A 23,646-nucleotide genomic window follows, 5' to 3' on the forward strand; every position below is an offset into this window, starting at 1 on the left:
CTGTATTCAAAGGAGTCTGCCGTGATCACTTCCCGCCTGCGCACCCTGCGCGACCACATCCGTTGGGCTGTCAGCCGTTTCCACGGGGAAGACCTGTACTTTGGCCACGGCACCGACAACGCCTGGGACGAAGCCCGGCTGCTGGTGCTGGGTGCCGTGCACCTGCCTTACCAGATCGCCGACAGCTACCTGGACTGCGCCCTGGAAGAAGACGAGATCGTGCACATCCAGGGGTTGCTCAAGCGCCGCATCGAAGACCGTGTGCCGGTGCCGTACCTGCTCAACGAGGCGTGGTTCTGCGGCATGTCGTTCATCGTCGACGAGCGCGTGCTGATTCCGCGTTCGCCCATCGGCGAGCTGATCGAGGACGGCTTCAGCCCCTGGTTGGCCAACCCGCCGGCGCGCATCCTCGACCTGTGCACCGGCTCGGGTTGCATCGGCATCGCCTGCGCCGACGTGTTCCCCAACGCCGAAGTGGCGCTGGGCGACCTGTCGTTCGAGGCCCTCGAGGTGGCGAACCAGAACATCGAGCGCCACGGCGTGGAAGACCGCGTGTACACCGTGCAGGGCGACGGCTTCGACGGCCTGCCGGGCCAGCGCTTCGACCTGATCGTGTCGAACCCGCCGTACGTGGATGCCGAAGACTTCGCCGACATGCCCGACGAATACCAGCACGAGCCGGAACTGGGCCTGGCCTGCGGCGACGATGGCCTGAACCTGGTGCGGCGCATGCTGGCCGAAGCGGCCGACCACCTGACCGAGAAGGGCCTGCTGATCGTGGAAGTGGGCAACAGCCAGGTGCACGTCGAAGCCCTGTACCCGGAGGTGGACTTCCACTGGCTGGAATTCCAGCGCGGTGGCCATGGCGTGTTCATGCTCAGCGCGGCGCAGTGCCGCGAGCACCAGGCGCTGTTCGCTTCGCGCGCGTAAAGCGCCGCCGGCATCCCGTAGCCGCAACTGTCTTGTGGGAGCTGGCTTGCCAGCGAGCTTTTATGGCCCCAACAACTCGCTGGCAAGCCAGCTCCCACAGGATGTAGCAGCGGCGGGGCGGCCATCCGCCGCCAGGCCGCGTCCCTGGCACCGCCATCAGCGGTGGGTCGCGATCCAGATCAACAGCCCCGCCTGGAACACCGCGAACGCCACCAGGCAGGTGATGGTGAAGCGCAAGCCGGCGTCCTCGCGCTTGAACTTGCTGACCTTTTCTTCCTGCTGGCGCAACTTCACTTCCAGTTCCTGCAGGTTCTGCTCTGCCAACTGCAGCATGTTGGCGGCGTCGAGAATCTCCACCACCTGCACCTTGTCGCCGTTCCAGGTGGCAATCAATTCGCCCACCTGCACGCCCTCGTAGCTGGCCTTGAGGTGCTGGGCGTCGGCATAGCTGACGGTCAGGCCATGGCTTTTCAGCACGTGGTCGCGGCGCAGGCGGGTGTCTTCGTTGAGGGCGTCCTTGCTCGCCAGCGCAGCGCCCTCGACCCGGTAATGCGCCCATTTGCGCTGGGCCCAGATCACCCCCTGGGCAATCAGGAAGCGCCCCAGGCCGCGGTTCAGCGGCTCCATGAACAGGCCGGACTCAGGGCCGAAGCTGACGGTGCGGGCCTGGTGGTTGGCCCATACTTCCAGGCGGTTCTGGTCCTTGCGCACCTTCTGGCCCGGCAGCTGGATGTCCATGCGCAACAGGCTGTAGTCCTTGTTGTGGCGCTCGGCGCGGCCAAACTGCACGAAGCGCAACGGCCGCGCACCGGTGGCGCGGTCCACCGGCAGGGGCACCAGACGCAGCATCTTGAAGTGTTCAGGCAGTACGTCCGCCCACGGCAATTCCACCGGTGCGGGGGCCTGTTCAGGTTCGACAGCCACTTCGGGTGACTCTGGGGTTTGCGTATCGGTCATCTCGGCGATCCTCTTTCGCGCAGCGCTGCGGGTATCAAAGTGGATACCTGCATCGGCGTATCGGCAGGCTTTGCCGATACTTGCGTGCTATTTGCGCGATCAATGCACCGATTGGATAAACGCCACCAGGTTGCGCCCCAGTTCATCGGCCAGCGGCAGGTTGCGGTCGTTGTAGGACGCCACCTGGGCCTTGAGGTCGTTGGGCACGATGCGCAGCACGTGGTTCATGCCGTCGATCAGCACCAACCTGGCCTTGGGCTGGGCGGCCTTGAGTGCCTGGGCGTCGGCGACGCCGACCTGGATGTCGTTGCGGCCCTGGATGATCAGCGCCGGCACCGTCAGGCGGGCGAAGGCGGCGGCCGGGTCCTGGCGCAGCAGCGACACCAGGTAGGGCTGCACGCTGGGGCGGAACACCACTTGTAAGGGTGCGGGTACATCCGCGTCGTACTGGCCGGCCTTGAGGCGGTCCAGCAGTTGCCCGGCGCGTTGCTCCAGGTCAGGCGGCAGGCGGCCCTTGAGCTGCTCGCGAATCACCTGGTCCAGCGGCCGGCCGCTGCCGGCCACGGACACCACTGCGTCGGCGCCGGCCTGGGGCGCGGCCAGGGCGGCGATCAGCGCGCCTTCGCTGTGGCCCAGCAGAATCAGCTGGCCGTAGTGCGGGTCGGCCTTGAGCTTCTGCGCCCAGGCCTGGGCGTCGGCCACGTAGCCTTCCACGCTCAGGGTGCGTTCGTCCGGCGCCAGCGGCTGGCCGCTGGCCACGCCGCGCTTGTCGTAGCGCACGCTGGCGATGCCGTGGTTGGCCAGCAGCAGCGCCAGCTTGCGCAGGCTGTCGTTGCGCCCGCCCTGGGGGTTGTTGCCGTCGCGGTCGGTGGGGCCGGAGCCGGAGATCATCAGCACCACCGGCACTGGTTTATCGGCCATGGGCAGCAGCAGCGAGCCGTGCAGCACGCCGCTGCCGGTGTCCAGGTCGATGGGGCGCTGGGCAATCACGGGGGCGGCCTGCAGCAGGGGGGAGACGAAGCAAATCAGCAGCGCAACAATACGTAACATCATCAAGCCAGTATCCGGAAGGTGGCAATTGGACTTATACCAAGGGCGAAGGTTCGCACATCCAGGGATGAATCAGGTCACTAGCGTGCGTATACTGCCCGTCTGATCTGATTTCGCGGAGCGTCCTGCATGTCCGGCAATACCTACGGCAAGCTGTTCACTGTCACCACCGCTGGCGAGAGCCATGGCCCGGCGTTGGTCGCCATTGTCGATGGCTGCCCACCGGGCATGGAGCTGTCCCAGCAAGACCTGCAGCGTGACCTTGACCGGCGCAAGCCGGGCACCAGCCGCCACACCACCCAGCGCCAGGAGCCCGATGAGGTCGAGATCCTGTCCGGCGTGTTCGAAGGCCGCACCACCGGTTGCGCCATCGGCCTGCTGATTCGCAACACCGACCAGAAGTCCAAGGACTACTCGGCGATCAAGGACCTGTTCCGCCCGGCCCATGCCGACTACACCCTGCACCACAAGTTCGGTGAACGCGACTACCGTGGCGGTGGCCGCAGCTCGGCGCGCGAGACCGCGATGCGCGTGGCCGCCGGCGCCATCGCGAAGAAATACCTGGCCACCCAGGGCATCGTCATTCGCGGCTACATGAGCCAGCTGGGCCCCATCGAGATCCCGTTCAAGACCTGGGACAGCGTGGAAGAGAACGCCTTCTTCAGCCCCGACCCCGACAAGGTGCCGGAGCTGGAGGCCTACATGGACCAGCTGCGCCGTGACCAGGATTCGGTGGGTGCGAAAATCACCGTGGTCGCCGAAGGCGTCAAGCCGGGCCTGGGCGAGCCGATCTTCGACCGCCTGGACGCCGAACTGGCCCACGCGCTGATGAGCATCAACGCCGTGAAGGGCGTGGAAATCGGCGCCGGCTTCGCCTGCGTGTCCCAGCGCGGCACAGAGCACCGCGACGAGATGACCCCCGAAGGCTTCCTCAGCAACAACGCTGGCGGCATCCTGGGTGGCATCTCCTCGGGCCAGCCGATCGTCGCCCACCTGGCGCTGAAGCCAACTTCCAGTATCACCACCCCGGGCCGTTCCATCGACGTGCACGGCAACCCGGTGGAAGTCATCACCAAGGGCCGCCACGACCCGTGCGTGGGCATCCGCGCCACGCCGATCGCCGAGGCCATGATGGCCATCGTGCTGATGGACCACCTGCTGCGCAACCGCGGCCAGAACGCCGACGTGCGCGTCACCACCCCGGTGCTGGGCCAGCTGTAATGACCCTGGCCCCCGGGGCTGCCGGGGTTCCCTACTGGCGGCTCTCGGGGTTCTACCTGTTCTATTTTGCCTTGCTGGGCGCCACCGCGCCCTTCCTGGCGATGTACTTCGACCACCTGGGCTTCGCCAGCGCGCGCATTGGCGAGCTGGTGGCCATTCCCATGCTGATGCGCTGCATCGCCCCCAACCTGTGGGGCTGGCTGGGTGACCACACAGGCCAGCGCCTGGCCATCGTGCGCTTTGGCGCCCTGTGCACCCTGGGCTGTTTCTCGCTGATCTTCGTCAGCAAGACCTACGCCTGGCTGGCCATGGTCATGGCCCTGCACGCCTTTTTCTGGCACGCGGTGCTGCCGCAGTTCGAGACCATCACCCTGGCGCACCTGCACGCCCAGCCGGCGCGCTACAGCCAGGTACGGCTGTGGGGCTCGATCGGCTTCATCCTCACCGTGGTCGGCATGGGCCGCCTGTACGAGTGGTGGAGCCTGGACGCCTATCCGTATGCGCTGGTGGTGATCATGGCCGGCATTGTCGCCGCCAGCTTCTGGGTGCCGAACATCCAGCCCCAGGTGGACCCGCGGCGGCCGGCCGGGGAGGGCTTCCTCAGCCAACTGCTGCGCCCCGGCGTGCTGGCCTTCTATGTGTGCGTGGCGCTGATGCAGGTCAGCCACGGGCCGTATTACACCTTCCTCAGCCTGCACCTGGAACACCTGGGCTACAGCCGTGGGGTGATCGGCGTGCTGTGGGCGGTGGGGGTGGTCGCCGAGGTGTTGATGTTCCTGGCCATGAGCCGCATCCTGGGGCGCTATTCGGTGCGCCAGGTGCTGGCCGCCAGTTTCCTGCTGGCCGCGCTGCGCTGGCTGTTGCTGGGCAGTTTTGCCGACCACCTGGGCCTGCTGGTGCTGGCCCAGCTGATGCACGCGGCCACCTTCGGCAGCTTCCATGCGGCCTGCATTCATTTTGTCCAGCGCACCTTCGGTGGCCGCCAGCAGGGCCAGGGCCAGGCGTTGTACGCCGCCCTGGCCGGCACCGGCGGCGCCCTGGGTGCGCTGTATTCGGGCTATAGCTGGAACAGCCTGGGGCCGGCGACGACCTTTGCGCTGGCCAGCCTCGCCGCGCTGGCCGCGGCGGTCATCATTGCCACACGGCTCAAGGAGGAGGCGGCATGAGCGTTGAACGCGACACCCTGGCCCTGCAGATCATCGAGGCAGGACGCCTGCTGTACGGGCGTGGCTGGTCCCCGGCCACCAGCAGCAACTATTCCGCCCGGCTGGGCGCCGACCAGGCCCTGCTGACCGTCTCCGGCAAGCACAAGGGCCAGTTGGGGCCAGACGATGTGCTGGCCACCGACATGGCCGGCAACAGCCTGGAGCCGGGCAAGAAACCCTCGGCAGAGACCCTGTTGCACACCCAGCTGTACGCCTGGCAAGCGCAAATCGGCGCGGTGTTGCACACTCATTCGGTGAATGCCACGGTGTTGTCACGGCTCACCCCGGGCACCTTCCTGGCGTTTGAAGGCTATGAGCTGCAGAAGGCCTTCAGCGGCGTGACCAGCCACCAGTCCTGCGTGCGCGTGCCGATTTTCGACAACGACCAGGACATCGCCCGCCTGGCCAGCCAGGTGCAGCCCTGGCTGGACGCCCACCCCGAGTGCGTGGGCTACCTGATTCGCGGCCACGGCCTGTACACCTGGGGCGCGGCCATGAGCGACGCGCTGCGCCAGGTCGAGGCCTTCGAGTTTTTGTTCGAGTGTGAATTGAAAGTGCGATCGGTCACCGGTCGCTAGAAAAAGGAGTTGCCCCTGATGAGCAGCCTGACCGTGTACCACGTTTCCACCCCTGGCATCCCCAACAAGGTCCTGACCCACGCCGAGGACATCAGCGCCACCCTGGCCGAGCAAGGCGTGCGCTTCGAGCGGTGGCAGGCCAACGCGCCGATCCAGCCCGGCGCCAGCCAGGAGCAGGTGATCGACGCCTACCGCGGGCAGATCGACCAGCTGATGACTGAATGCGGCTACCAGACCGTGGACGTCATCAGCCTGGACCGCGACCACCCGCAGAAGGAGCAGTTGCGCGCCAAGTTCCTCGACGAGCACGTGCATGGCGAGGACGAAGTGCGCTTCTTCGTCGCCGGGCGTGGCCTGTTCACCCTGCACATCGACGACTACGTGTACGCCGTGCTGTGCGAGAAGAACGACCTGATCTCGGTGCCGGCCGGCACGCCGCACTGGTTCGACATGGGCGAGCAGCCGCATTTCGTTGCCATCCGCCTGTTCAACAACGCCGAAGGCTGGGTGGCGAAGTTCACCGGCGAGCAGATCGCCAGCCTGTTCCCGCGCCTCGACGACTGACCCCGGAGCTCGCATGCCCATCACTGCCATCCTCACCGACATCGAAGGCACCACCAGCGCGGTGAGCTTCGTCTTCGATGTGCTGTTTCCCTTCGCCGCCCAACACATGCCCGGTTACGTGCGTGCCCACGCCGCCGAGCCTGCCGTGGCTGCGCAGCTGGACGCCGTGCGCCAGGCCAGCGGCGAGCCGGGTGCCGATGTGGAACGGGTGATCGCCATCCTGCTGGGGTGGCTGGCCGAAGACCGCAAGGCCACGCCGCTCAAGGCGTTGCAGGGGATGGTCTGGGCCCAGGGCTATAACGCCGGGCTGCTCAAGGGCCACGTGTACCCGGACGCCGTGGAAGCACTGACCCGCTGGCACGCCCAGGGCTTGCCGTTGTACGTGTATTCGTCGGGCTCGGTGCAGGCGCAAAAGCTGATTTTCGGCTGCTCCCAGGCGGGAGACCTGACGCCGTTGTTCAATGGCTACTTCGACACCACCTCGGGCGGCAAGCGCGAGGCGCAGTCATACCGCACCATCAGCGCGGCCATGGGCGTGGCGGCGGGGCAGGTGCTGTTCCTGTCGGACGTGGTCGAGGAGTTGGATGCAGCGCGGGCGGCGGGAATGCAGACCGTGGGGTTGGTGAGAGAGGGTGGGGAACTCGGCGATCACTGCTGCGTCGAAACGTTTGCCGGAATCAATCCATAAGCAACCGCGTCGCCTGCATCGCGGCCAAGGCCGGCTCCTACCACGGAACGCGTAGGAGCCGGCCTTGGCCGCGATGGGGTCAACGCGAGTTCAAGCCGAATGATAGGTCGGCAGTGCGAAGCGATTCTGGCTCTGCAGCATGTTGATCGCGGGCAGCTCGCTGGCGGCACCTGCCAGGTCACGGCGAATGGCACTGATCACCCAGGTCAGTTGCTCGGCGGTGTGCAGTTGCTGGTACGAGATCGACCGGCGGGTCACTTTGCCTTCGCTGTCACGCAGGGTCAGCAACACGGCGCCATCGGGGCGCGGCTGGGTGGTGACTTCATAGCCTGCGAATACGGAAGCGAATTTTTCTTGAATGAAGTTCATGTCAGCTCCTGGCTCTTTGGTTGGCAAACCTGTGAGTAAGGAGTGCAGAGCCCGTGCCAGCTTTGCCATCAGGGCGAGAGCCAATAAAACCGGGCACTTCAGGAAAATCGTGAATTTCAGATCCGTGCAAAATGCATGACTGGTCATTTGTTGCACGGCATTTTGCGCGACGGGTTCGGACAAGCCCGGGGGGGAAGGGTGGGGCGACTTTTCAGTCATCCCTATGGTCTATGACAACGTATTGCCAATTAATTCCCTTGTCCGCCGCCATAGGCAGGTTCTGTTGACCACCTGTCGCCGCCCCCGGACACTGAACAGCATTAGCCAGCCAGGAGAGCCCACCATGACCGACGCCCAACCCGCCCGCCAGATGACCCCGGATGAAGCCGCCGAATTCGCCGCGCAAGTGTTCGACGTGGCCCGCAGCGGCGACGCCGACATGCTGGGCCGCCTGCTGGACAAGGGCCTGCCGGTAAACCTGCGCAACCATAAGGGCGACACCCTGCTGATGCTGGCCGCCTACCACGGCCATCAGGACGCCGTGCGCGTGCTGCTGGCCCACGGCGCCGACCCCGAGCTGCGTAACGACAACAACCAGAGCCCGGTGGCCGGTGCCGCGTTCAAGGGCGACCTGGCGGTGGTGCAGCTGTTGATCGAGGGCGGCGCCAGCGTCGAAGGCGCCGGCGGCGATGGCCGCACCGCGCTGATGATGGCGGCGATGTTCAACCGCACCGCCATCGTCGACTACCTGCTGGCCCAGGGCGCCGACCCTCATGCCCGCGACGCCAACGGCGCCACCGCCCTGGCTGCGGCGCAGACCATGGGCGCCCAGGACACCGCCGCGCAGCTGGCCAGGCTCACGGCCTGATACCCTCGGGGCGCGAATGCGGCTATGCTTTGCGCCCTTTTTTCGTCCGCTGCAGGCTGCCCCATGAAAGACCAACTGATTGAACTCATCACCAAGATCAGCTCGGGCTGCCTGGCGGACACCGACATCGCGCGCATCGCCGACGAAGCCGCCCAGGCCTACGCCGACCCACAGGCGTTCCTGGCGGCCAACCCGGACATCAACTACGACGACAGCTTCCCCATTGCCCTGGGCGAGTGGGTGGTGGTCGGCAGCCTGCCCGACACCGTGCTGTTCCAGGCCGACACCTACCAGGACCTGTTCCAGCAGATCACCGACTCGTTCGGCCCGGGCGTGGCGTTCAACTTCAAGGCCAAGCAACTGGCCAAGGTCGAGCCGCTGACCGCGCTCAACCGCATCCAGGTGCAGATGAGCAGCCTGGCCAAGGAAGACGGCGGCTACACCCTGGTCGACTTCAGCCAACCGCTGGATGACGAGCTGCAGTGCGTGCTGGTGTTCGGCAAGGACGTGGAGCGCGTGCTGGAGCTTTGCGCCGCAATGAACATCGCCGCCGCCGCCTCCCTGGAAGCCCTGAAAATAGCCGTGCACATCTAACCCGTAGCAGCTGCCGAAGGCTGCGTCCGTGTTCCAGGCACCCATTGCGGCGCTCCCGGACGCGGCCTGCGGCCGCTGCTACAACGTGGTGGGCTACGCTGAAGGGGGAATCCCTTTCTCGGAGCACTTCCCCATGGGTTCCACCTTCAACGGCCTGGTCGGCCTGATCATTCTGGCCCTGGATATCTGGGCCATCATCAATGTGCTGAAAAGCAGCGCCGAAGTCGGGATGAAAATCATCTGGGTGCTGCTGATCCTGCTGTTGCCGGTGCTGGGCCTGATCATCTGGGCCATCGCCGGCCCACGGGGCAATGTGCGGCTCTGAATTGTTACGCGGTGTGTGGGGGGGCAGCCTTGCCCCCCGCTCTACAGGCCTTTCACAAAGATATGACGTTGCGCCTGGCAAAATTATGCAGTGCATCGCCTGCCATCTTGATGCACCATTTGCCGCCTCGTGTTTCACGATTCCAATAAACCATCCACGGATTTTCTATCGACATGGCCAACACGGACGCCCTGGGTCCGGCGCAGGCGTACAAACGCCGGCAGCCGACCGTCAAATCCCACCTTGCCTACACGTTGCTCAGCGGCCTGGCCATCATGGTGCTGCTCAGCCTGCTGCGCCTGGCGCTGCTGATCTACAACCGTGAAATGATCCTCGACACCCCGGCCGCAACCTTCGTCGAGGCTTTCGGCAACGGCCTGCGCTTCGACGTGCGCCTGGTGGTGTACACCCTGGTGCCGCTGATGATCGCCACGCTGGTGCCATGGCTGATGGCCCGCCGCGGCCTGTGGCGTTTCTGGTTGACCATCACCTCCAGCGTGATGATGTTCCTGGGCTTGATGGAACTGGACTTCTTCCGCGAGTTCCACCAGCGCCTCAACGGCCTGGTGTTCCAGTACGTGAAGGAAGATCCCAAGACCGTGCTGAGCATGCTCTGGTACGGCTACCCGGTGGTGCGCTACCTGCTGGCCTGGGCCCTGGTGACCTGGCTGCTGAGCCTGGTGTTCAAGGGCATCGACCGCCTGACCCGCCCGCGCGTGGACTACGTGGCCAGCGGCCGCCGCCCGGTGGCGCCCTGGTATGGCCGCCTCGCCGTGTTCGTGGTGCTGCTGGCCGTGGCCGTGGTCGCCGCCCGTGGCACCCTGCGCCAGGGCCCGCCGCTGCGTTGGGGTGATGCCTACACCACCGACTCCAACTTCGCCAACCAGCTGGGCCTCAACGGCACCCTGAGCCTGATCGGCGCGGCGAAAAGCAGCTTCTCCGACGAGCGCGACAACATCTGGAAGGCCACCATCCCCCAGGATGACGCCCAGCAGACCGTGCGCAACATGCTGCTGACCGCCAACGACAAGCTGGTGGACGCCGACACCGCCGCGGTGCGCCGTGACTTCACGCCGCCGGCGCAGAACGTCATGGGCTACAAGAACGTCGTGGTCATCCTGATGGAAAGCTTCGCCGGTCACTCGGTGGGCGCCCTGGGTGCACCCGGCAACATCACCCCGTACTTCGACAAGCTGGCGAAGGAAGGCGTGCTGTTCGACCACTTCTTCTCCAACGGCACCCATACCCACCAGGGCATGTTCGCCACCATGGGCTGCTTCCCCAACCTGCCAGGTTTCGAATACCTGATGCAGACCCCGGAAGGCGCGCACAAGCTGTCGGGCCTGCCGGAGCTGCTCAGCGCGCGCAACTACGATGACGTGTACGTGTACAACGGTGACTTCGCCTGGGACAACCAGTCCGGCTTCTTCGCCAACCAGGGCATGACCACCTTCATCGGCCGCAACGACTTCGTCAACCCGGTGTTCTCCGACCCCACCTGGGGCGTGTCCGACCAGGACATGTTCGACCGTGGCGCCCAGGAACTGGCCAAGCGCGACAAGGCCGGCAAGCCGTTCTATGCCTTGCTGCAAACCCTGTCCAACCACACCCCGTACGCCATCCCGTCGCCGCTGCCGGTACCCCAGGTCACCGACCGTGGCCCGCTGAACCAGCACCTCACGGCCATGCGCTACTCCGACTGGGCCCTGGGTCAGTTCTTCGAGAAAGCCAAGAAGGAGCCGTACTACAAGGACACCCTGTTCATCGTGGTGGGTGACCATGGCTTCGGCAACGAACAGCAGATCACCGAGATGGACCTGGGCCGCTTCAACGTGCCCATGCTGATGATCGGCGAAGGCCTGCAGCAGAAGTTCGGCGCGGTGAACCACACCGTGGGCACCCAGATCGATATCGTGCCGACCATCATGGGCCGTGTCGGCGGCGAAACCCGCAACCAGTGCTGGGGCCGTGACCTGCTGAACCTGCCGGATGGCGACAAGGGCTTCGGCGTGATCAAGCCTTCGGGCAACGAGCAGACCGTGGCCATCATCACCGGCGACCGCATCCTGGTTCAGCCCAAGGACATGCCACCGCGCATGTTCCGCTTCCAGATGGGCAGCGACCCGAAAGCCGAGCCTATCGCCGATCAGCCCGACCAGGCCGACCTGCTGCACAAGCTCGACTCGTTCATCCAGACGGCCACCAAGAGCCTGTTGGACAACACCGCTGGCGTGACCGACTCGAAGAAGTAAGCTGATACCTGCACTGCAAAAAACCGATGCCAGCGATGGCATCGGTTTTTTTATGCCCCGCTTCAGGTGAAGGGTGCGCCCCCCGGGCGCTGGATGACCAGCCGGTTCAGATATACCCGCGTGTGGGCCAGGTCAAGGCCCACGTCTGCCACTACCACGGCGGGCGTCAGGCGGTGGGCATTGTGCGCGCGCCGTATCGCGCGGCTCAGGTCGCCCTCTGGAACATAGCGCATGAGCGCGTGGGCCCAGGAGCGATCGCTCAAGCCCATCATCAGCCCGGTGAACGCGAAGGTGTCGGTGTCCCAGAACAAAACTCTGGGAGAAACGACGTACAGGGTCTGGGTGTGCGGGTGCCTGCAGAGGGGCATCTCGATGCCGCGGACGTCGAGCATACCCAGCACCGTGTAGCCTTGTTGCTCCATTGCTCGGCTGGCCAGCCGGGCGTTGACCCGACGCTGCATCACCAGGTCACGCTGACCGCGCAGCGAAGCCTGGCGCAGCGTGCGCAGCCTGTCGATGTCATCGGCCAGGGCATGCATCTGCCCGGGGGTGAGTGGCCAGTGCTGCAACCCCTGCAGGGCGAAGCGCGAGACCGTCACCTGGTCGGTGCTCAACAGCCCTGGCGTCAACACCAGCGGCTCTGTAGTCAAGAGCGCATCGGGCCCGGCAGATGGAGGTGGCCCGGGTAGTGGCGCCAGCACTTCTTCCTCGTTGAACTGGTACTGGCCTTGCTCCAGCAACTGCGCGGCCTCGGCGAACGCGGCCCGGTCCTGGGGCATCAGCCCGGCCATCGCCAGCAGGTTCGGGTCAACCCATTGGTGCGCGTGCAGCACCGCTGCCGGGCCGGGCGACACGGCAGGCGGTCCCTCGGCCACCGGCAGCTCCAGTTCTGGCGCCCACAGGGTGGCGACGTGGGTACGCCAGGCCATGGAGTCGCTGCGCCGGACGGGCTGGCGTAGGGCATCGGGTTGCCTGGCGTCGAGGGCGCGGTAGCTGCCATGCACGGCGCTGTAGTCCACCTCGTGCTGGCGCACCTGGGTGGGGCTGTCGATGTGCCGGATGTAGTGGCGCCCGGCGTGATGGTAGACGCCGTCGCTGTCGGGGCTGGCGTGGGCCAGGTCGACCTTGGCCTCGGCCAGGGCAGGCAGCGCCTCGGCGATTGGACGAGGGCCCAGCAGCCTGGGTTGCAGCGCCTCGGGCCCGCGTCTGAACAGTGCCACGGGGGTGTGCGCCGGCCCCGGCAGGTGGCCGACGGGCACCAGCCCGGCCAGCGCGCCGCCGATTGCATCCACCGCCTGCTCGTGGTCGCCGCGCTTCCAGGCCCGTACGCCATCGGCCACTGCCCGGGCGCTGAGCAGGCCGTTGACGGCGAGGCCCAGCCACGGGTTGACGGCCATGGCCACGGCGGACACCGCGATGGTGCACAGGGTGACGGCCACGTGCAGGTCGCTTTCCCGGTCGCTGGTGGACGCTGCGTCCGCCGAGGCCATCAGAGTATCGACCTGGGCCTCGAAACCAGCGTCCAGCGTGGCTTCGGTCAGCAGGCCGTCCTGCAGGGTCGGCTGCCAGGCGGGGTCGGGCGGGGCGCCCATGCGGGTTCGCTGGCGTTGCACGGCATGGCGGGCACGCTGCAGAAGGGCAAAGGCGGCGTGAAATTGCAGCTGGGCGGCGTTGTCGATCTGCCCGCGGACAAAGGCCGGGTAGCTGCCGCCCACGTCCACCTCGCGCACCACCTCGCGGATCAGGTCGGCCTCAAGGCCTGGGACGATGTTGCGGTGCTGGTCCACCACCAGCGCAGTCAGCCGGTAGTCCACGTCCAGCGGGCTGATGTTGGCCAGGGCCTTGTCGACGATCGGGGCCACGTCGCGGCCACGCTTCACCTCGCTGTAGATCAGCCAGGGCAGGCCTTTCCATAAATTGGGGATGATCCCCAACACCCGTGCTTCGCTGATGTACAGATGGTCGACGTCGATGCGCCGCTTCAGCCGGCGTCGCAGTTCGCCTTCTACGCGGGCCTTGGCGAAGCCCTTGAGGCTGGGCAACTGGTTCATCAATTGCTGGAACTGCAGGTGGTATTTGATCAGCGTGCGCGTGCGCTTTGCCAAGGCTTTGCGAGCAACGGCAGTGGAGTTGGCTAGCCAGGGCGGGGCAACCGCCTGGAGCAGGGCAGCGATGCGGCGGGTGAAGAAGCCGCTGGGGTTGAGCGCGTCATGCAGGTCGGTGGCACGGGTCAGGCCAATGACCCATTCCTCGCCCTGCAACGGGCTGAGGTCGCGGTGGTGCAGGTGGTAGTTGAAGTCGTCCAGTTGCTTTTCATGCCAGTGGCCGAGCAACTGGGCAAACAGGTGCCCGGTGATCTCGCTGAAGGTCACCGGGGCCTCGGGTGCCCGGCCCAGGCGCTTGTGGTCGCGGGTGGGCACGCCGGCTCGCAGGGTGTCGAGGCGGGCCAGGCGCTGACGCAGGCCGGCCAGGTCATTGAAGGCCTCCAGGCCTCCACCGGGGGTGAACAGTAGCAACAGGCCGACCTCTTCGGCTTGCGCCAGGCTGGCCAGCGGTGCATGTGCAGCCTGGGCCAGGACGAAACTGCCGATGGCCGGCACGCGCGCGTCGCTGGTCTCCAGGTGCAGGGCGTAGGCACGGGTGACGCGACCGTAGTGGCGCGTACGCTCGGCCAGCTCGGGCCATTGGTAGACACTCTTGGCCATCAGCCAATGGTCGTTGCCGAGCAGGCCGTCGGCGTGCAGCAATTGGGCCTGGGCATGCACGAAGCCAGCCAGCGCCTTGGCGGCTGCGGCGGCGTGGGCCTGCCCCCCTTCGGAGCGCCGGTAGTCGCGGTAGCGGCTGGGGTAGGCCTTGGGCAGTTTTTCCAGCGGCGTGCGCGGGTCATCAGGCTCAAGGCGCTGCCCCATGCGCTGGAACACAGCCAGCGGCGTGGGCGCCTGGGCCAGGGCGCCCAGCAGGGTGTGGTAGTGGGCGAGCACGTCATCGTAGTGCTTCACGGCAGCTAGGGTGTCGGTCATGACCGTCTCCTTGGGTGGAAACCGTGCATTTCGCCCGTTCGTCTGCCCGCCAAGGTGTTATCTAAATGAATCATTGCCGCTGGCGGGCACCCGGCCGGAACGATGCCGGCCCTGGCCGGTCAAGTGAAGTAAGGCGCAAGCCTTGTGTCGTCGACTCCGTTCTGCCGAGGAGATCTAGATGAAAAAGTGGCAAATCACGTTTATCGATGAACATGGCCAGCAGTTGAACCTGCAGGTCGATGCGCAGGAACGTCCCGACAAGGACGAGGCGGCCAGGCATGTACGTGCCTATTACCGCCCGGTGCTGGAAAAGGCCGACCTCAATGATTTTGATAATCGTGCCGCGGAACCGGCGGCCAAGGCGCTCAAGGAGATGAATGCCATGGAAATCGTTTCTGTGACGCCAGTCGACTGATCCGCAATTGGTGCGCCTGACCCTCTGGCACAGGCGCCGCCTTCGCGCTACTCTGCAATCGAGAGCGGCCTGCCCCCTTTGGCCGTGCCCTCGTCTTGTTGTCAGCTCCATGCTTGTTTCCGGGTGACCCTTGAGTCGCGTAGTCCCATTGCAGTCGTTTTTCTGCCAACGGAGGTCCTGGAAGTACTGAAAGTCTATCCATCAATGATGAGGAGGACGATTCATGAGCACAGCCTATCAAGAAGACATCAGCACCCACGTGCTGCGCCGCATGAAGGAAGGCGGCTTCGATTTTGCCAGCATCCATCCCATCGAGTTCTATGCCGTGTTCCCGGACGAAAAGCGTGCGCGCACGGCAGCGGGCAAGTTCCAGGGCGAGTCACTCAATGCCCAGGTCAGCGAACGTGACGATGGGGCCTGGTACCTGGAGTTGAGCAAGGTGATGTTCGCCACCTATGGCGGCATCGGCGAGTTCGAGCAGGACTTCGAAGCCGTGATCGAACCGCTGGGCGGGGAGATAGAAGGGTGGGGTGTGAAGCATCAGGTGCAGCGCCTGCAGGCTTGACTGACCCCCGCAGTACATGACGGCTGGCCCATGGGCTGGCCGTTTTAGTTTGCAGGCCATCCACAATACCTCCAGTTATTGCTGCTGCCCTGGCTCGTGATCTTGATCTGGCTTTTGACTTGGCTTTTGACTTGGCTTTTGATCTGGCTTTTGATCTTGATTGTATGCCCCGTAAAGCGCCCGGGCCGACTGGAGGCGTCGATCAACGGGCTGCCCGAAGGGCCGAGGCCGCAGGCCGAAGAGACGGTAACCCGCAGGCTTCTATAGCGGGTGCCGTCTGCCCGTTGAGCGGCGCCGGAAGGAGGGGACCCGTAGCGAAGCGGAGGGCCCAAGCAGGGGCAAGCCTTTTTTGCTTACTTTTTGTGGCGTTTGACAAAAAGTGAGCCGCCGTAAGGGCGGAAACGTGATTCGGCATCACCCGTGATAATGGATATGTTCATGATTGTCGGATCCTGCTTCTGACGGTTCTGGACATATCCATTTTCGCGGTGAGACCACCGACCGTTTCGGCCTTACGCCGAGTAACTTTTTGGCAGTCGCCCCAAAAAGTCACCAAAAAGGGCTCGCCCCTGCTTGGGCCCTCCGCTGCGCTACGGGTCCCCTCCTTCCGGCGTCGCCCAGGCGGCAAAACGGCCCCCGCTAACAAAGCGGGCGGGCTGCCGTTTCCTTCGGCTGCGCCGAAGGGCCCTGCGGGCTGCCGCCTGGTCGACGCCTCCAGTCGGCCCGGGCGCTTAACGGGGCCAAGATCAAAATCAAAAGCCAGATCACGAGCCAGATCAAGATCAAGAGCTTCAAGATCAAAAACGATTTGCGGCGGATGGAATATTCATTAAAAAAACTGTCTGGCGCAGCGTTGCCGAAATCATCTCTGGCTATGCTGGTCATAGCAATTAGCCTTGAACTACCGCTTCGCAATGAAGCGTCCGGGGACGGGTTGGGGTCAATGACGCACAGGAATGGTGCGAGCGCGAATCGGGCGTTATCCAACCTGTTGTTATTTAAGCGTTTCTGCCGCTGGCACGAGCCTTGCGATGGGCTTGGTGTCCGGGTGACAAGGAGTACGGCATGATCCGCACCTTTTATGATGAGATGTACGATGCCGGCGGCGTGGTCCGCCCGCATTACCGGGAGTTCGCGCGCTGGCTGGCCGACACCCCCGAAGAGCTCCTGGCCCAACGGCGCCGGGAAGCCGATCTGCTGTTCCACCGGGCTGGCATCACTTTCACGCTCTATGGCGACGAGCAGGGCACCGAGCGGCTGATTCCGTTCGATACCATTCCGCGCAGTATCCCGGCCAGCGAGTGGCGGGTGGTGGAGCGCGGCTGTATCCAGCGGGTCAAGGCACTGAACATGTTCCTGGCCGACCTGTACCACGACCAGCGCATCATCAAGGCCGGCATCATCCCCGCCGAACAGGTGCTGGCCAACGAGCAGTACCAGCTGGCGATGCAGGGCCTGAACCTGCACCGTGACATCTACTCGCACATTTCCGGCGTCGACCTGGTGCGCGACGGCGATGGCAGCTACTACGTGCTGGAAGACAACCTGCGCACGCCCAGCGGCGTGAGCTACATGCTCGAAGACCGCAAGATGATGATGCGCCTGTTCCCCGAGCTGTTCGCGGCCCAGCGCATCGCCCCCATCGACCATTACCCGAGCATGCTGCTGGACACCCTGAAAAGCTCCAGCCACCTGGACAACCCCAGCGTGGTGGTGCTGACCCCCGGGCGCTTCAACAGTGCGTTCTTCGAGCATGCGTTCCTGGCCCGCGAGATGGGCGTGGAACTGGTGGAGGGCGCCGACCTGTTCGTGCGCGACGACCGCGTGTTCATGCGCACCACCGACGGCCCCAAGGCCGTGGACGTGATCTACCGCCGCCTCGACGATGCCTTCCTCGACCCGCTGGCGTTCAACCCCGAATCGATGCTGGGCGTGCCCGGCCTGCTGGCGGCATACCGCTCGGGCAACGTGGTGCTGGCCAACGCCATCGGCACCGGCGTGGCGGACGACAAGTCGGTATACCCCTACGTCACCGACATGATCCGTTTCTACCTGGACGAGGAGCCGATCCTCAAGAACGTGCCGACGTGGCAGTGTCGCAACCCCAAGGAACTGTCCCACGTGCTGGCCAACCTGCCCGACCTGGTGGTCAAGGAGACCCAGGGGTCGGGCGGCTACGGCATGCTGGTGGGCCCTGCCGCCAGCGCGGCCGAGATCGAGAACTTCCGTGCCCGCCTCAAGGCGCGGCCCCATGCCTACATCGCGCAGCCGACGCTGTCGTTGTCGACCTGCCCGACCTTCGTCGAGAACGGCATTGCCCCGCGCCATATCGACCTGCGCCCGTTCGTCCTGGCCGGCCGCGAAACCCGTGTGGTACCCGGCGGGTTGACCCGCGTGGCGCTGCGCGAGGGCTCGCTGGTGGTCAACTCGTCACAGGGTGGCGGAACCAAGGACACCTGGGTGGTCGAGGATTAAGGATGCCTGCCAAATGCTGAGTAGAACTGCCTCTGATCTGTATTGGATGTCACGTTACCTGGAGCGCGCGGAGAACCTGGCGCGCATGCTCGAAGTCAGCTATTCGCTGTCGCTGATGCCCCAGGATGGCCGTGGCGACGGTCTTGAAGAAATGGCCATGCCGCTGTTGATCACCGGCACCCTCGACGACTACCTGGAGCGCCACGGCAAGCTGCACGCCGAGCGCCTGCTGCACTTCTTCGCCCTGGACGCCAGCAACCCGGCCAGCCTCTACAGCTGCCTGGGCGCCGCCCGCGCCAGTGCCCACGCGGTGCGTGGGCGCATCACCGCCGACATGTGGGAAAACATCAACGCCACCTGGCTGGAGATTCGCGGCATCGCCGAGCAGGGCCTGGGGCGCTACGGCCTGAGCCGCTTCTGCGAGTGGATCAAGGAGCGTTCGCACCTGTTCCGTGGCGCCACCTACGGCACCATCATGCGCAATGACGCGTTCCGCTTCATTCGCCTGGGCACCTTCATCGAGCGCGCCGACAACACCCTGCGCCTGGTGGACGCGCGCTACGAGATGCTGGGCGACGAGGCCGAACTGGTGGACGAAAGCTCGGCGCGCAGTTACTACCAGTGGAGCGCGCTGCTGCGGGCGTTGTCGTCGTTCGAGGCTTACACCGAGATCTACCGCGACGCGCCCTCGGCCAACAACGTGGCGGAGATGTTGCTGCTGCGCGCCGACGTGCCGCGCTCGCTGCGCGCTTGCACCGAGGAAATCGACCAGATCCTGGCCTCGCTGCCCGGCCTCAACGGCCGCCCGGCCCAGCGCCTGGCCGCCGAGCTGGACGCGCGCCTGCGCTACACCGGCATCGGCGAGATCCTCGACGAGGGCCTGCATGCCTGGCTCACCGAATTCATCCCGCTGGTGGCACAGTTGGGCAACGCCATTCACAGTTCCTACCTGGAGGCAGTATGAGACTCTCCATCAGCCACGAGACCGCCTACCACTACGATGACGAAGTGCGCGCCAGCATCCAGTACCTGCGCCTGACGCCCCACGACAGCGAGCGCCAGCACGTGCTCAGCTGGCAGCTGGACCTGCCACGCCATGTGCGCGCGCAGATCGACCCGTTCGGCAACATCCTCCACGTACTGACCCTGGACGAGCCGCACCACGACATCATCATCGGCGCCCGCGGCCAGGTCGACATCGACGAGACCCGCGAGGCCGAGCACGAATCGCAGTCGCCATTGCCGTTCCGCCGCTTTACCCGCCTGACCGAGGCCGACGAGGCGCTACGTACGTTCGCCGCGAAAGAATGCGGGCAGCGTACTGACCGTACGGCGCTGATCGACCTGATGCAGGCGCTGAACCAGCATATCACCTACAGCCCCGGCGCCACCGAGGTGGACACCAGCGCCGCCCAGGCCTTCGCCGCCCGTGCCGGCGTGTGCCAGGACCACACCCACGCGTTCCTGGCCTGCGCCCGCAGCCTGGGCGTGCCGGCGCGTTATGTGTCGGGGTACCTGTTCAGTGGGGACAGCGAGCACCTGGCCAGCCACGCCTGGGCCGAAGCCTGGCTGGACGACGCCTGGTACAGTTTCGACGTGACCAACCAGCTGGCGCGCCCCGAGCGCCACCTGAAGCTGGCCGTGGGCCTGGACTACCTGGACGCCTGCCCGGTGCGCGGCATGCGCCGGGGTGGTGGCTTCGAACAGATGCACGCCAAGGTCCACGTGACGCCGACGGTGCAAGTGCAGGTGCAGTAACCCGCGCCCCGTAGCCGCTGCCGTCAGGCTGCGCTGGCCCCTGGGTACACTGGAAATTTCCAGCGAGGTCCAGGCCCAGCGCAGCCTACGGCAGCGGCTACGCCCATTCCGCTGATCCCGCCCGCGTCAGCAGTAGAAACTGTCCTTCTGGCACAGCCGGAACAGCGCCGAGTTCAAGTCCATGTAATTGCCGCCGTTGACGATGGCCAGGAACCCGGCTTTCTTCAGTGCCGCTTCCGCCTTGTTGGCGTTCGCGTCGGTGTCGCTGTACAGCACCACGACCTGGGCCTTGTTCTGGATCGCCTTGCCCAGCTGGTAGGCCAGGCCGCGCGCGTCGGTGTCGCTGGAGGAGAGTGGGCGCAGCGACATGTCGACTTGCAGCGCATTATTGATGTGGCCAGCGGAATACTGGTCATCGGTGCGCACATCGAGAATCATCACGCCGTTTCCGATCTGGTCCACCGCCTCGTCAATGTCGACGTAGGCGTGGGCCTGGGTGCTGATCAGCAGTGAAAGGGAAAAGGGGGCAATCCATCTGCGCATGGGCCAATCTCCAGGAATTCAACCTGAAGATTGGCACAGATGCGCAGCGCCCGGTAGCAACGGGTGGCAAATTTTATTCGGCAACCGGTCGGTTGTGTTCAGCCGAACAACCGGGTGAGGTTGGGGAGGATGAGTAGCAGGGTGGTGATGGCGACGATAATGCCCGCCTGGCGTACTTTGTCGTGTTTGAACATGGTTGGCTGCCTTCTTGTTATTCTTCCTTTGCGCCGACTGCGGGCCTTTGGGCCGGGCGAAGACGTGCACCTTTACCGCGATCGCCTGGCGTGCTCGAAAAAGGCCTCGGGCAGCTGAAGCGATATTTCTAACAGTAGGGCCCGGGAAGCCTGTGGCTTAGAACGCTTTGGTCTGGCTTATTCGATAAATAATCGCCAATTTGTCTAGCAGTGGCCTGAACATCTGCTTGATACCCATGCTAGAGAGGCTGCCTGCCTCTGAAGTCAGCTTTGTCGGCCTTGCACCGTTCGTCAGGCGCCGCCCAACGGTACAAAAAGCGCGGTGATCAGCCTTCATGGTCTTGCAAGGCCGCGTCGATTCGCGCAGTCTCAGCGCCGTGCACTGTTGCCTCTAATCGTGTCGGGTATTCTTTCTATGTCGTTACGCATCTGCATCCTGGAAACCGATGTCCTGCGGCCTGAGCTGGTCGAGCAATACCAGGGCTACGGCCGGATGTTCGAACAGCTGTTCGCGCGCCAGCCCGTTGCCGCGCAGTTTTCCATCTATAACGTGCTGAACGGCGAGTACCCGCCCGAGGGCGAGGTGTTCGATGCCTACCTGGTCACCGGCAGCAAGGCCGACTCCTTCGGCACCGACCCCTGGATCCAGACCCTCAAGACCTTCCTGCTGGAGCGCTACAAGCGCGGTGACAAGCTGCTGGGCGTGTGCTTCGGCCACCAACTGCTGGCGCTGCTGCTGGGCGGCCGTGCCGAGCGGGCCAACCAGGGCTGGGGCGTGGGCGTGCATGACTACCAGGTGGACACCACTGCCGAGTGGATGAGCCCACCCGCCAGCGAGCTGGCGCTGCTGATCAGCCACCAGGACCAGGTCACCGCGCTGCCCGAAGGCGCCACGGTGGTGGCGTCCAGCGCGTTCTGCCCGAACGCCGCTTACCACATCGGTGATCAGGTGCTGTGCTTCCAGGGCCACCCGGAGTTCATGCATGACTATTCTCGCGCGCTGCTGGACCTGCGCGTGCAGAGCCTGGGTGAAGCAGTGCACGGCAAGGCCGTGGCCAGCCTGGCGCGCGAACACCAGGGCACTCTGGTAGGCGAATGGATGATGCGCTTCGTCGCGCAGGGCCGCTAACGTCGCTGTGACGCTGTGTGTGGGAGCTGGCTTGCCAGCGAGCTTTTAGGGCCTCAACAGCTCGCTGGCAAGCCAGCTCCCACATGATCGAGTGTTTTGTTACAACCAGCCGGAGCGCTTGAAGCTGGCGTACAACGCCCCACACCCCACCGCAATCGCCCCCAGCACCACGAAGTAGCCGTACTGCCAGTGCAGCTCCGGCATGTTCTGGAAGTTCATTCCGTAGATGCCCGCCACCGCCGTGGGAAACGCCAGGATGGCCGCCCAGGCGGCGAACTTGCGCTGCACGATGCTTTGCCGCGACGACTCCAGCAGCATGCCCACCTCGATGGTCTGGCTGGCGATGTCGCGCATGGTGCCCAGGTCTTCCATCTGCCGCGTCACATGGATCTCCACGTCGCGGAAATAAGGGCGCATGTTCCGGTCGATGAACGGGAAGTCCAGGCGCTGCAGTTCTTCGCTGATCTCCACCATGGGCGCCACGTAGCGGCGCAGGCGCAGTAGCTCCCGACGCAGGCTGTGCAGGCGCTGCACGTCGGCCTCGCGCAGGCAGTCGGCGAGCACCGCGGCCTCGATCTGCTCGATCTCGGCGTGGATGGCCTCGCTCACCGGCTGGTAGTTCTCGGTGACGAAGTCCAGCAGGGCATACAGCACGAAGTCCTCGCCGTGCTCCAGCAGCAACGGCCGCGCCTCGCAGCGCTGGCGCACCAGCGAGTACGACGCCGAGTGGCCGTTGCGGGCGGTAATGATGTACCCCTTGCCGGCAAAAATGTGGGTTTCGATGAACTCCAGCTTGCCGTCCTGGCGCACCGGCGAATAGGTGACGATGAACAGCGCGTCGCCGAAGGTTTCCAGCTTCGGCCGGCTGTGTTTTTCCAGCGCGTCTTCTATGGCCAGTTCGTGCAGGCCGAACTGGCGCTGCAGGTTGGCCAGTTCCGCGGCATTGGGCTGTTCCAGCCCGATCCACACGAAGTGCCCGGGCTTCTTGGCCCAGGCAGCGCCTTGATCAAGGCTGATATCAACGACTTTCTTCCCGGCGCTGTAGACCGCCGCGGCAACGACTCGACCCATGGTTTGGCTCTTGTTCTGGTGGCAGTGAATGCAGCTTGGCCTCAGTGTTGAGAGTCGGCAAGCGGCGCGGGGTTCAAGCGCTTCGCACGTCCTGGTCGAGGCCGTCGATGCACTGCTGCATCTGCTCGCGGCACTGGCGCATCAGTTCCGGGATGTCCTTGCTGGTCAGCCCCTGGGTGGAAATGGCCGGCAGCGAGCGCACGGCAATGCGCCCGGCGCGCCAGCGGTTCAGGCGCACGCTGCGGGTGTAGCGGCTCACGCACAGCGGCACGATGGGCACGCCGGCGTCGATGGCCATCTGGAACGCGCCTTTCTTGAACGGCAGCAGGTCGTTGCTGGCGTTGCGCGTGCCTTCGGGGAACACCCAGATCGACGTGTCGCGCTGCAGGGTGCGGGTGGTGGTCTGCAGCGCGCGGCGCGCCTGGTAGGCGTTGCCGCGGTTGATCAGCACGTTGCCGCCCAACCAGAACAGCTGGCCGAAGAACGGTACCCACTTCAGGCTCTTCTTGCCGATGCACACCGTGCGGCGTGGCACCACCTTGCCGAGCATGAACAGGTCGTAGTTGGACTGGTGGTTGGCGATGATCACGCAGCCGGGCGGCTGGTCGAACAGCGGGCCCACCTGGGCGTCCAGGTCGACCCCAAGGATCTTGAGGGCCGGTCGCGAATACAGGCGGGCGAACACCCGGCTGTTGTCGGGATGAAAGGGGCGGCACAGCCCTATCACCAGGCCCACGCCACCCACTGCAAGGAAATGCAGCCCCATCAGAAACATGCGAACGATAAAAAGCATCCAGCGACTCACCTTTGGCAGAGCGCTGGAGTTTAAGGGCGGGGCTGCGGTTGGATCAATTAACTATATGGATAGCCCTGAC

24 protein-coding genes are annotated in these 23,646 nt (G+C 65.0%); 16 read left to right on the forward strand and 8 right to left on the reverse strand.

Features of this window, described 5'->3' with window-relative positions:
• Positions 1 to 21 precede the first annotated feature (21 nt).
• On the forward strand, positions 22 to 930 hold the full coding sequence (prmB, locus tag RAM80_RS24960; RefSeq protein WP_416423075.1) for a 50S ribosomal protein L3 N(5)-glutamine methyltransferase: 909 nt from the start codon (positions 22 to 24) through the stop codon (positions 928 to 930).
• A 156-nt stretch (positions 931 to 1,086) separates the two neighbouring features.
• On the opposite strand, the gene RAM80_RS24965 is transcribed toward prmB, so the two are convergent.
• Together RAM80_RS24965 and RAM80_RS24970 are read right to left on the reverse strand one after the other, a co-directional pair.
• Positions 1,087 to 1,887 carry a hypothetical protein gene (locus tag RAM80_RS24965; protein WP_416423076.1) on the reverse strand — a complete coding sequence of 267 codons (801 nt, stop codon included), beginning with the start codon at positions 1,885 to 1,887 and terminating at the stop codon, positions 1,087 to 1,089.
• Positions 1,888 to 1,986: 99 nt separating this feature from the next.
• Positions 1,987 to 2,940, reverse strand: a complete 954-nt coding sequence (locus RAM80_RS24970; RefSeq protein ID WP_416423077.1) for an alpha/beta hydrolase — start codon at positions 2,938 to 2,940, stop codon at positions 1,987 to 1,989.
• A 126-nt stretch (positions 2,941 to 3,066) separates the two neighbouring features.
• On the opposite strand from RAM80_RS24970, the gene aroC reads away from it, so the two are divergent.
• The 5 genes from aroC to mtnC are packed head-to-tail and all read left to right on the forward strand — an operon-like array spanning position 3,067 to position 7,193.
• Positions 3,067 to 4,158, forward strand: a complete 1,092-nt coding sequence (gene aroC / locus RAM80_RS24975) for a chorismate synthase (RefSeq protein ID WP_416423078.1) — start codon at positions 3,067 to 3,069, stop codon at positions 4,156 to 4,158.
• Positions 4,158 to 5,324 (forward strand): MFS transporter, encoded by a 1,167-nt coding sequence (locus RAM80_RS24980; protein WP_416423079.1) that lies wholly within the window; start codon positions 4,158 to 4,160, stop codon positions 5,322 to 5,324. The genes aroC and RAM80_RS24980 overlap by 1 nt, the downstream gene beginning before the upstream one ends.
• On the forward strand, positions 5,321 to 5,941 hold the full coding sequence (locus RAM80_RS24985; protein WP_416423080.1) for a methylthioribulose 1-phosphate dehydratase: 621 nt from the start codon (positions 5,321 to 5,323) through the stop codon (positions 5,939 to 5,941). The genes RAM80_RS24980 and RAM80_RS24985 overlap by 4 nt, the downstream gene beginning before the upstream one ends.
• Before the next feature lie 18 nt (positions 5,942 to 5,959).
• A complete protein-coding gene (locus RAM80_RS24990; protein ID WP_416423081.1) occupies positions 5,960 to 6,505 on the forward strand; it encodes a 1,2-dihydroxy-3-keto-5-methylthiopentene dioxygenase in 546 nt (181 codons plus the stop codon).
• A 13-nt stretch (positions 6,506 to 6,518) separates the two neighbouring features.
• Positions 6,519 to 7,193: an acireductone synthase gene (gene mtnC / locus RAM80_RS24995; RefSeq protein ID WP_416423082.1), complete on the forward strand. Its 675-nt coding sequence runs from the start codon at positions 6,519 to 6,521 to the stop codon at positions 7,191 to 7,193.
• Positions 7,194 to 7,283: 90 nt separating this feature from the next.
• On the opposite strand, the gene RAM80_RS25000 is transcribed toward mtnC, so the two are convergent.
• Positions 7,284 to 7,562, reverse strand: coding sequence for a DUF3509 domain-containing protein (locus RAM80_RS25000; protein ID WP_416423083.1), 279 nt, complete (start codon positions 7,560 to 7,562; stop codon positions 7,284 to 7,286).
• A gap of 343 nt (positions 7,563 to 7,905) precedes the next feature.
• Between RAM80_RS25000 and RAM80_RS25005 the strand changes: the two genes are divergently transcribed.
• The 4 genes from RAM80_RS25005 to RAM80_RS25020 all read left to right on the forward strand — a co-directional run bounded on the left by RAM80_RS25005 (position 7,906) and on the right by RAM80_RS25020 (position 11,601).
• On the forward strand, positions 7,906 to 8,430 hold the full coding sequence (locus tag RAM80_RS25005; RefSeq protein WP_416423084.1) for an ankyrin repeat domain-containing protein: 525 nt from the start codon (positions 7,906 to 7,908) through the stop codon (positions 8,428 to 8,430).
• 63 nt (positions 8,431 to 8,493) lie between these two features.
• Entirely contained in the window at positions 8,494 to 9,024 is a 531-nt protein-coding gene (locus tag RAM80_RS25010) for a hypothetical protein (RefSeq protein ID WP_416423085.1), read from the forward strand.
• A gap of 133 nt (positions 9,025 to 9,157) precedes the next feature.
• Complete coding sequence (locus RAM80_RS25015) at positions 9,158 to 9,349, forward strand: PLDc N-terminal domain-containing protein (protein ID WP_416427556.1); 192 nt, start codon at positions 9,158 to 9,160, stop codon at positions 9,347 to 9,349.
• Between the two features lie 173 nt (positions 9,350 to 9,522).
• Entirely contained in the window at positions 9,523 to 11,601 is a 2,079-nt protein-coding gene (locus RAM80_RS25020) for an LTA synthase family protein (RefSeq protein ID WP_416423086.1), read from the forward strand.
• Between the two features lie 62 nt (positions 11,602 to 11,663).
• Here RAM80_RS25020 and RAM80_RS25025 read toward each other — a convergent pair whose 3' ends face one another.
• Complete coding sequence (locus RAM80_RS25025) at positions 11,664 to 14,621, reverse strand: hypothetical protein (protein WP_416423087.1); 2,958 nt, start codon at positions 14,619 to 14,621, stop codon at positions 11,664 to 11,666.
• 178 nt (positions 14,622 to 14,799) lie between these two features.
• Between RAM80_RS25025 and RAM80_RS25030 the strand changes: the two genes are divergently transcribed.
• Together RAM80_RS25030 and RAM80_RS25035 are read left to right on the forward strand one after the other, a co-directional pair.
• Positions 14,800 to 15,036, forward strand: coding sequence for a hypothetical protein (locus RAM80_RS25030; protein WP_416423088.1), 237 nt, complete (start codon positions 14,800 to 14,802; stop codon positions 15,034 to 15,036).
• 223 nt (positions 15,037 to 15,259) lie between these two features.
• A complete protein-coding gene (locus RAM80_RS25035) occupies positions 15,260 to 15,601 on the forward strand; it encodes a ribonuclease E inhibitor RraB (protein ID WP_416423089.1) in 342 nt (113 codons plus the stop codon).
• A gap of 639 nt (positions 15,602 to 16,240) precedes the next feature.
• On the opposite strand, the gene RAM80_RS25040 is transcribed toward RAM80_RS25035, so the two are convergent.
• Positions 16,241 to 16,486 (reverse strand): hypothetical protein, encoded by a 246-nt coding sequence (locus RAM80_RS25040; RefSeq protein ID WP_416423090.1) that lies wholly within the window; start codon positions 16,484 to 16,486, stop codon positions 16,241 to 16,243.
• Positions 16,487 to 16,666: 180 nt separating this feature from the next.
• On the opposite strand from RAM80_RS25040, the gene RAM80_RS25045 reads away from it, so the two are divergent.
• From RAM80_RS25045 to RAM80_RS25055, 3 genes are read left to right on the forward strand one after another with little or no spacing between them, the layout of a single operon-like run.
• Positions 16,667 to 18,076: a circularly permuted type 2 ATP-grasp protein gene (locus RAM80_RS25045; RefSeq protein WP_416423091.1), complete on the forward strand. Its 1,410-nt coding sequence runs from the start codon at positions 16,667 to 16,669 to the stop codon at positions 18,074 to 18,076.
• Positions 18,077 to 18,089: 13 nt separating this feature from the next.
• Entirely contained in the window at positions 18,090 to 19,040 is a 951-nt protein-coding gene (locus RAM80_RS25050; RefSeq protein ID WP_416423092.1) for an alpha-E domain-containing protein, read from the forward strand.
• Complete coding sequence (locus RAM80_RS25055; protein ID WP_416423093.1) at positions 19,037 to 19,834, forward strand: transglutaminase family protein; 798 nt, start codon at positions 19,037 to 19,039, stop codon at positions 19,832 to 19,834. Before RAM80_RS25050 ends, RAM80_RS25055 begins: the two co-directional genes overlap by 4 nt.
• 126 nt (positions 19,835 to 19,960) lie before the next feature.
• Here the strand turns inward: RAM80_RS25055 and RAM80_RS25060 are convergent, their stop codons facing one another.
• Positions 19,961 to 20,377, reverse strand: coding sequence for a rhodanese-like domain-containing protein (locus RAM80_RS25060; RefSeq protein ID WP_416423094.1), 417 nt, complete (start codon positions 20,375 to 20,377; stop codon positions 19,961 to 19,963).
• A gap of 609 nt (positions 20,378 to 20,986) precedes the next feature.
• Here RAM80_RS25060 and RAM80_RS25065 point away from each other — a divergent pair.
• Positions 20,987 to 21,700 (forward strand): amidotransferase, encoded by a 714-nt coding sequence (locus tag RAM80_RS25065; protein WP_416423095.1) that lies wholly within the window; start codon positions 20,987 to 20,989, stop codon positions 21,698 to 21,700.
• Positions 21,701 to 21,799: 99 nt separating this feature from the next.
• On the opposite strand, the gene RAM80_RS25070 is transcribed toward RAM80_RS25065, so the two are convergent.
• Positions 21,800 to 22,771, reverse strand: coding sequence for a magnesium and cobalt transport protein CorA (locus RAM80_RS25070; protein ID WP_416423096.1), 972 nt, complete (start codon positions 22,769 to 22,771; stop codon positions 21,800 to 21,802).
• A gap of 73 nt (positions 22,772 to 22,844) precedes the next feature.
• Positions 22,845 to 23,564, reverse strand: coding sequence for a lysophospholipid acyltransferase family protein (locus RAM80_RS25075; protein ID WP_416423097.1), 720 nt, complete (start codon positions 23,562 to 23,564; stop codon positions 22,845 to 22,847).
• Positions 23,565 to 23,646 lie beyond the last annotated feature (82 nt).

Origin of the sequence: Pseudomonas sp. App30, from assembly GCF_047947025.1 — a bacterium.
Classification (GTDB): Bacteria; Pseudomonadota; Gammaproteobacteria; order Pseudomonadales; family Pseudomonadaceae; genus Aquipseudomonas.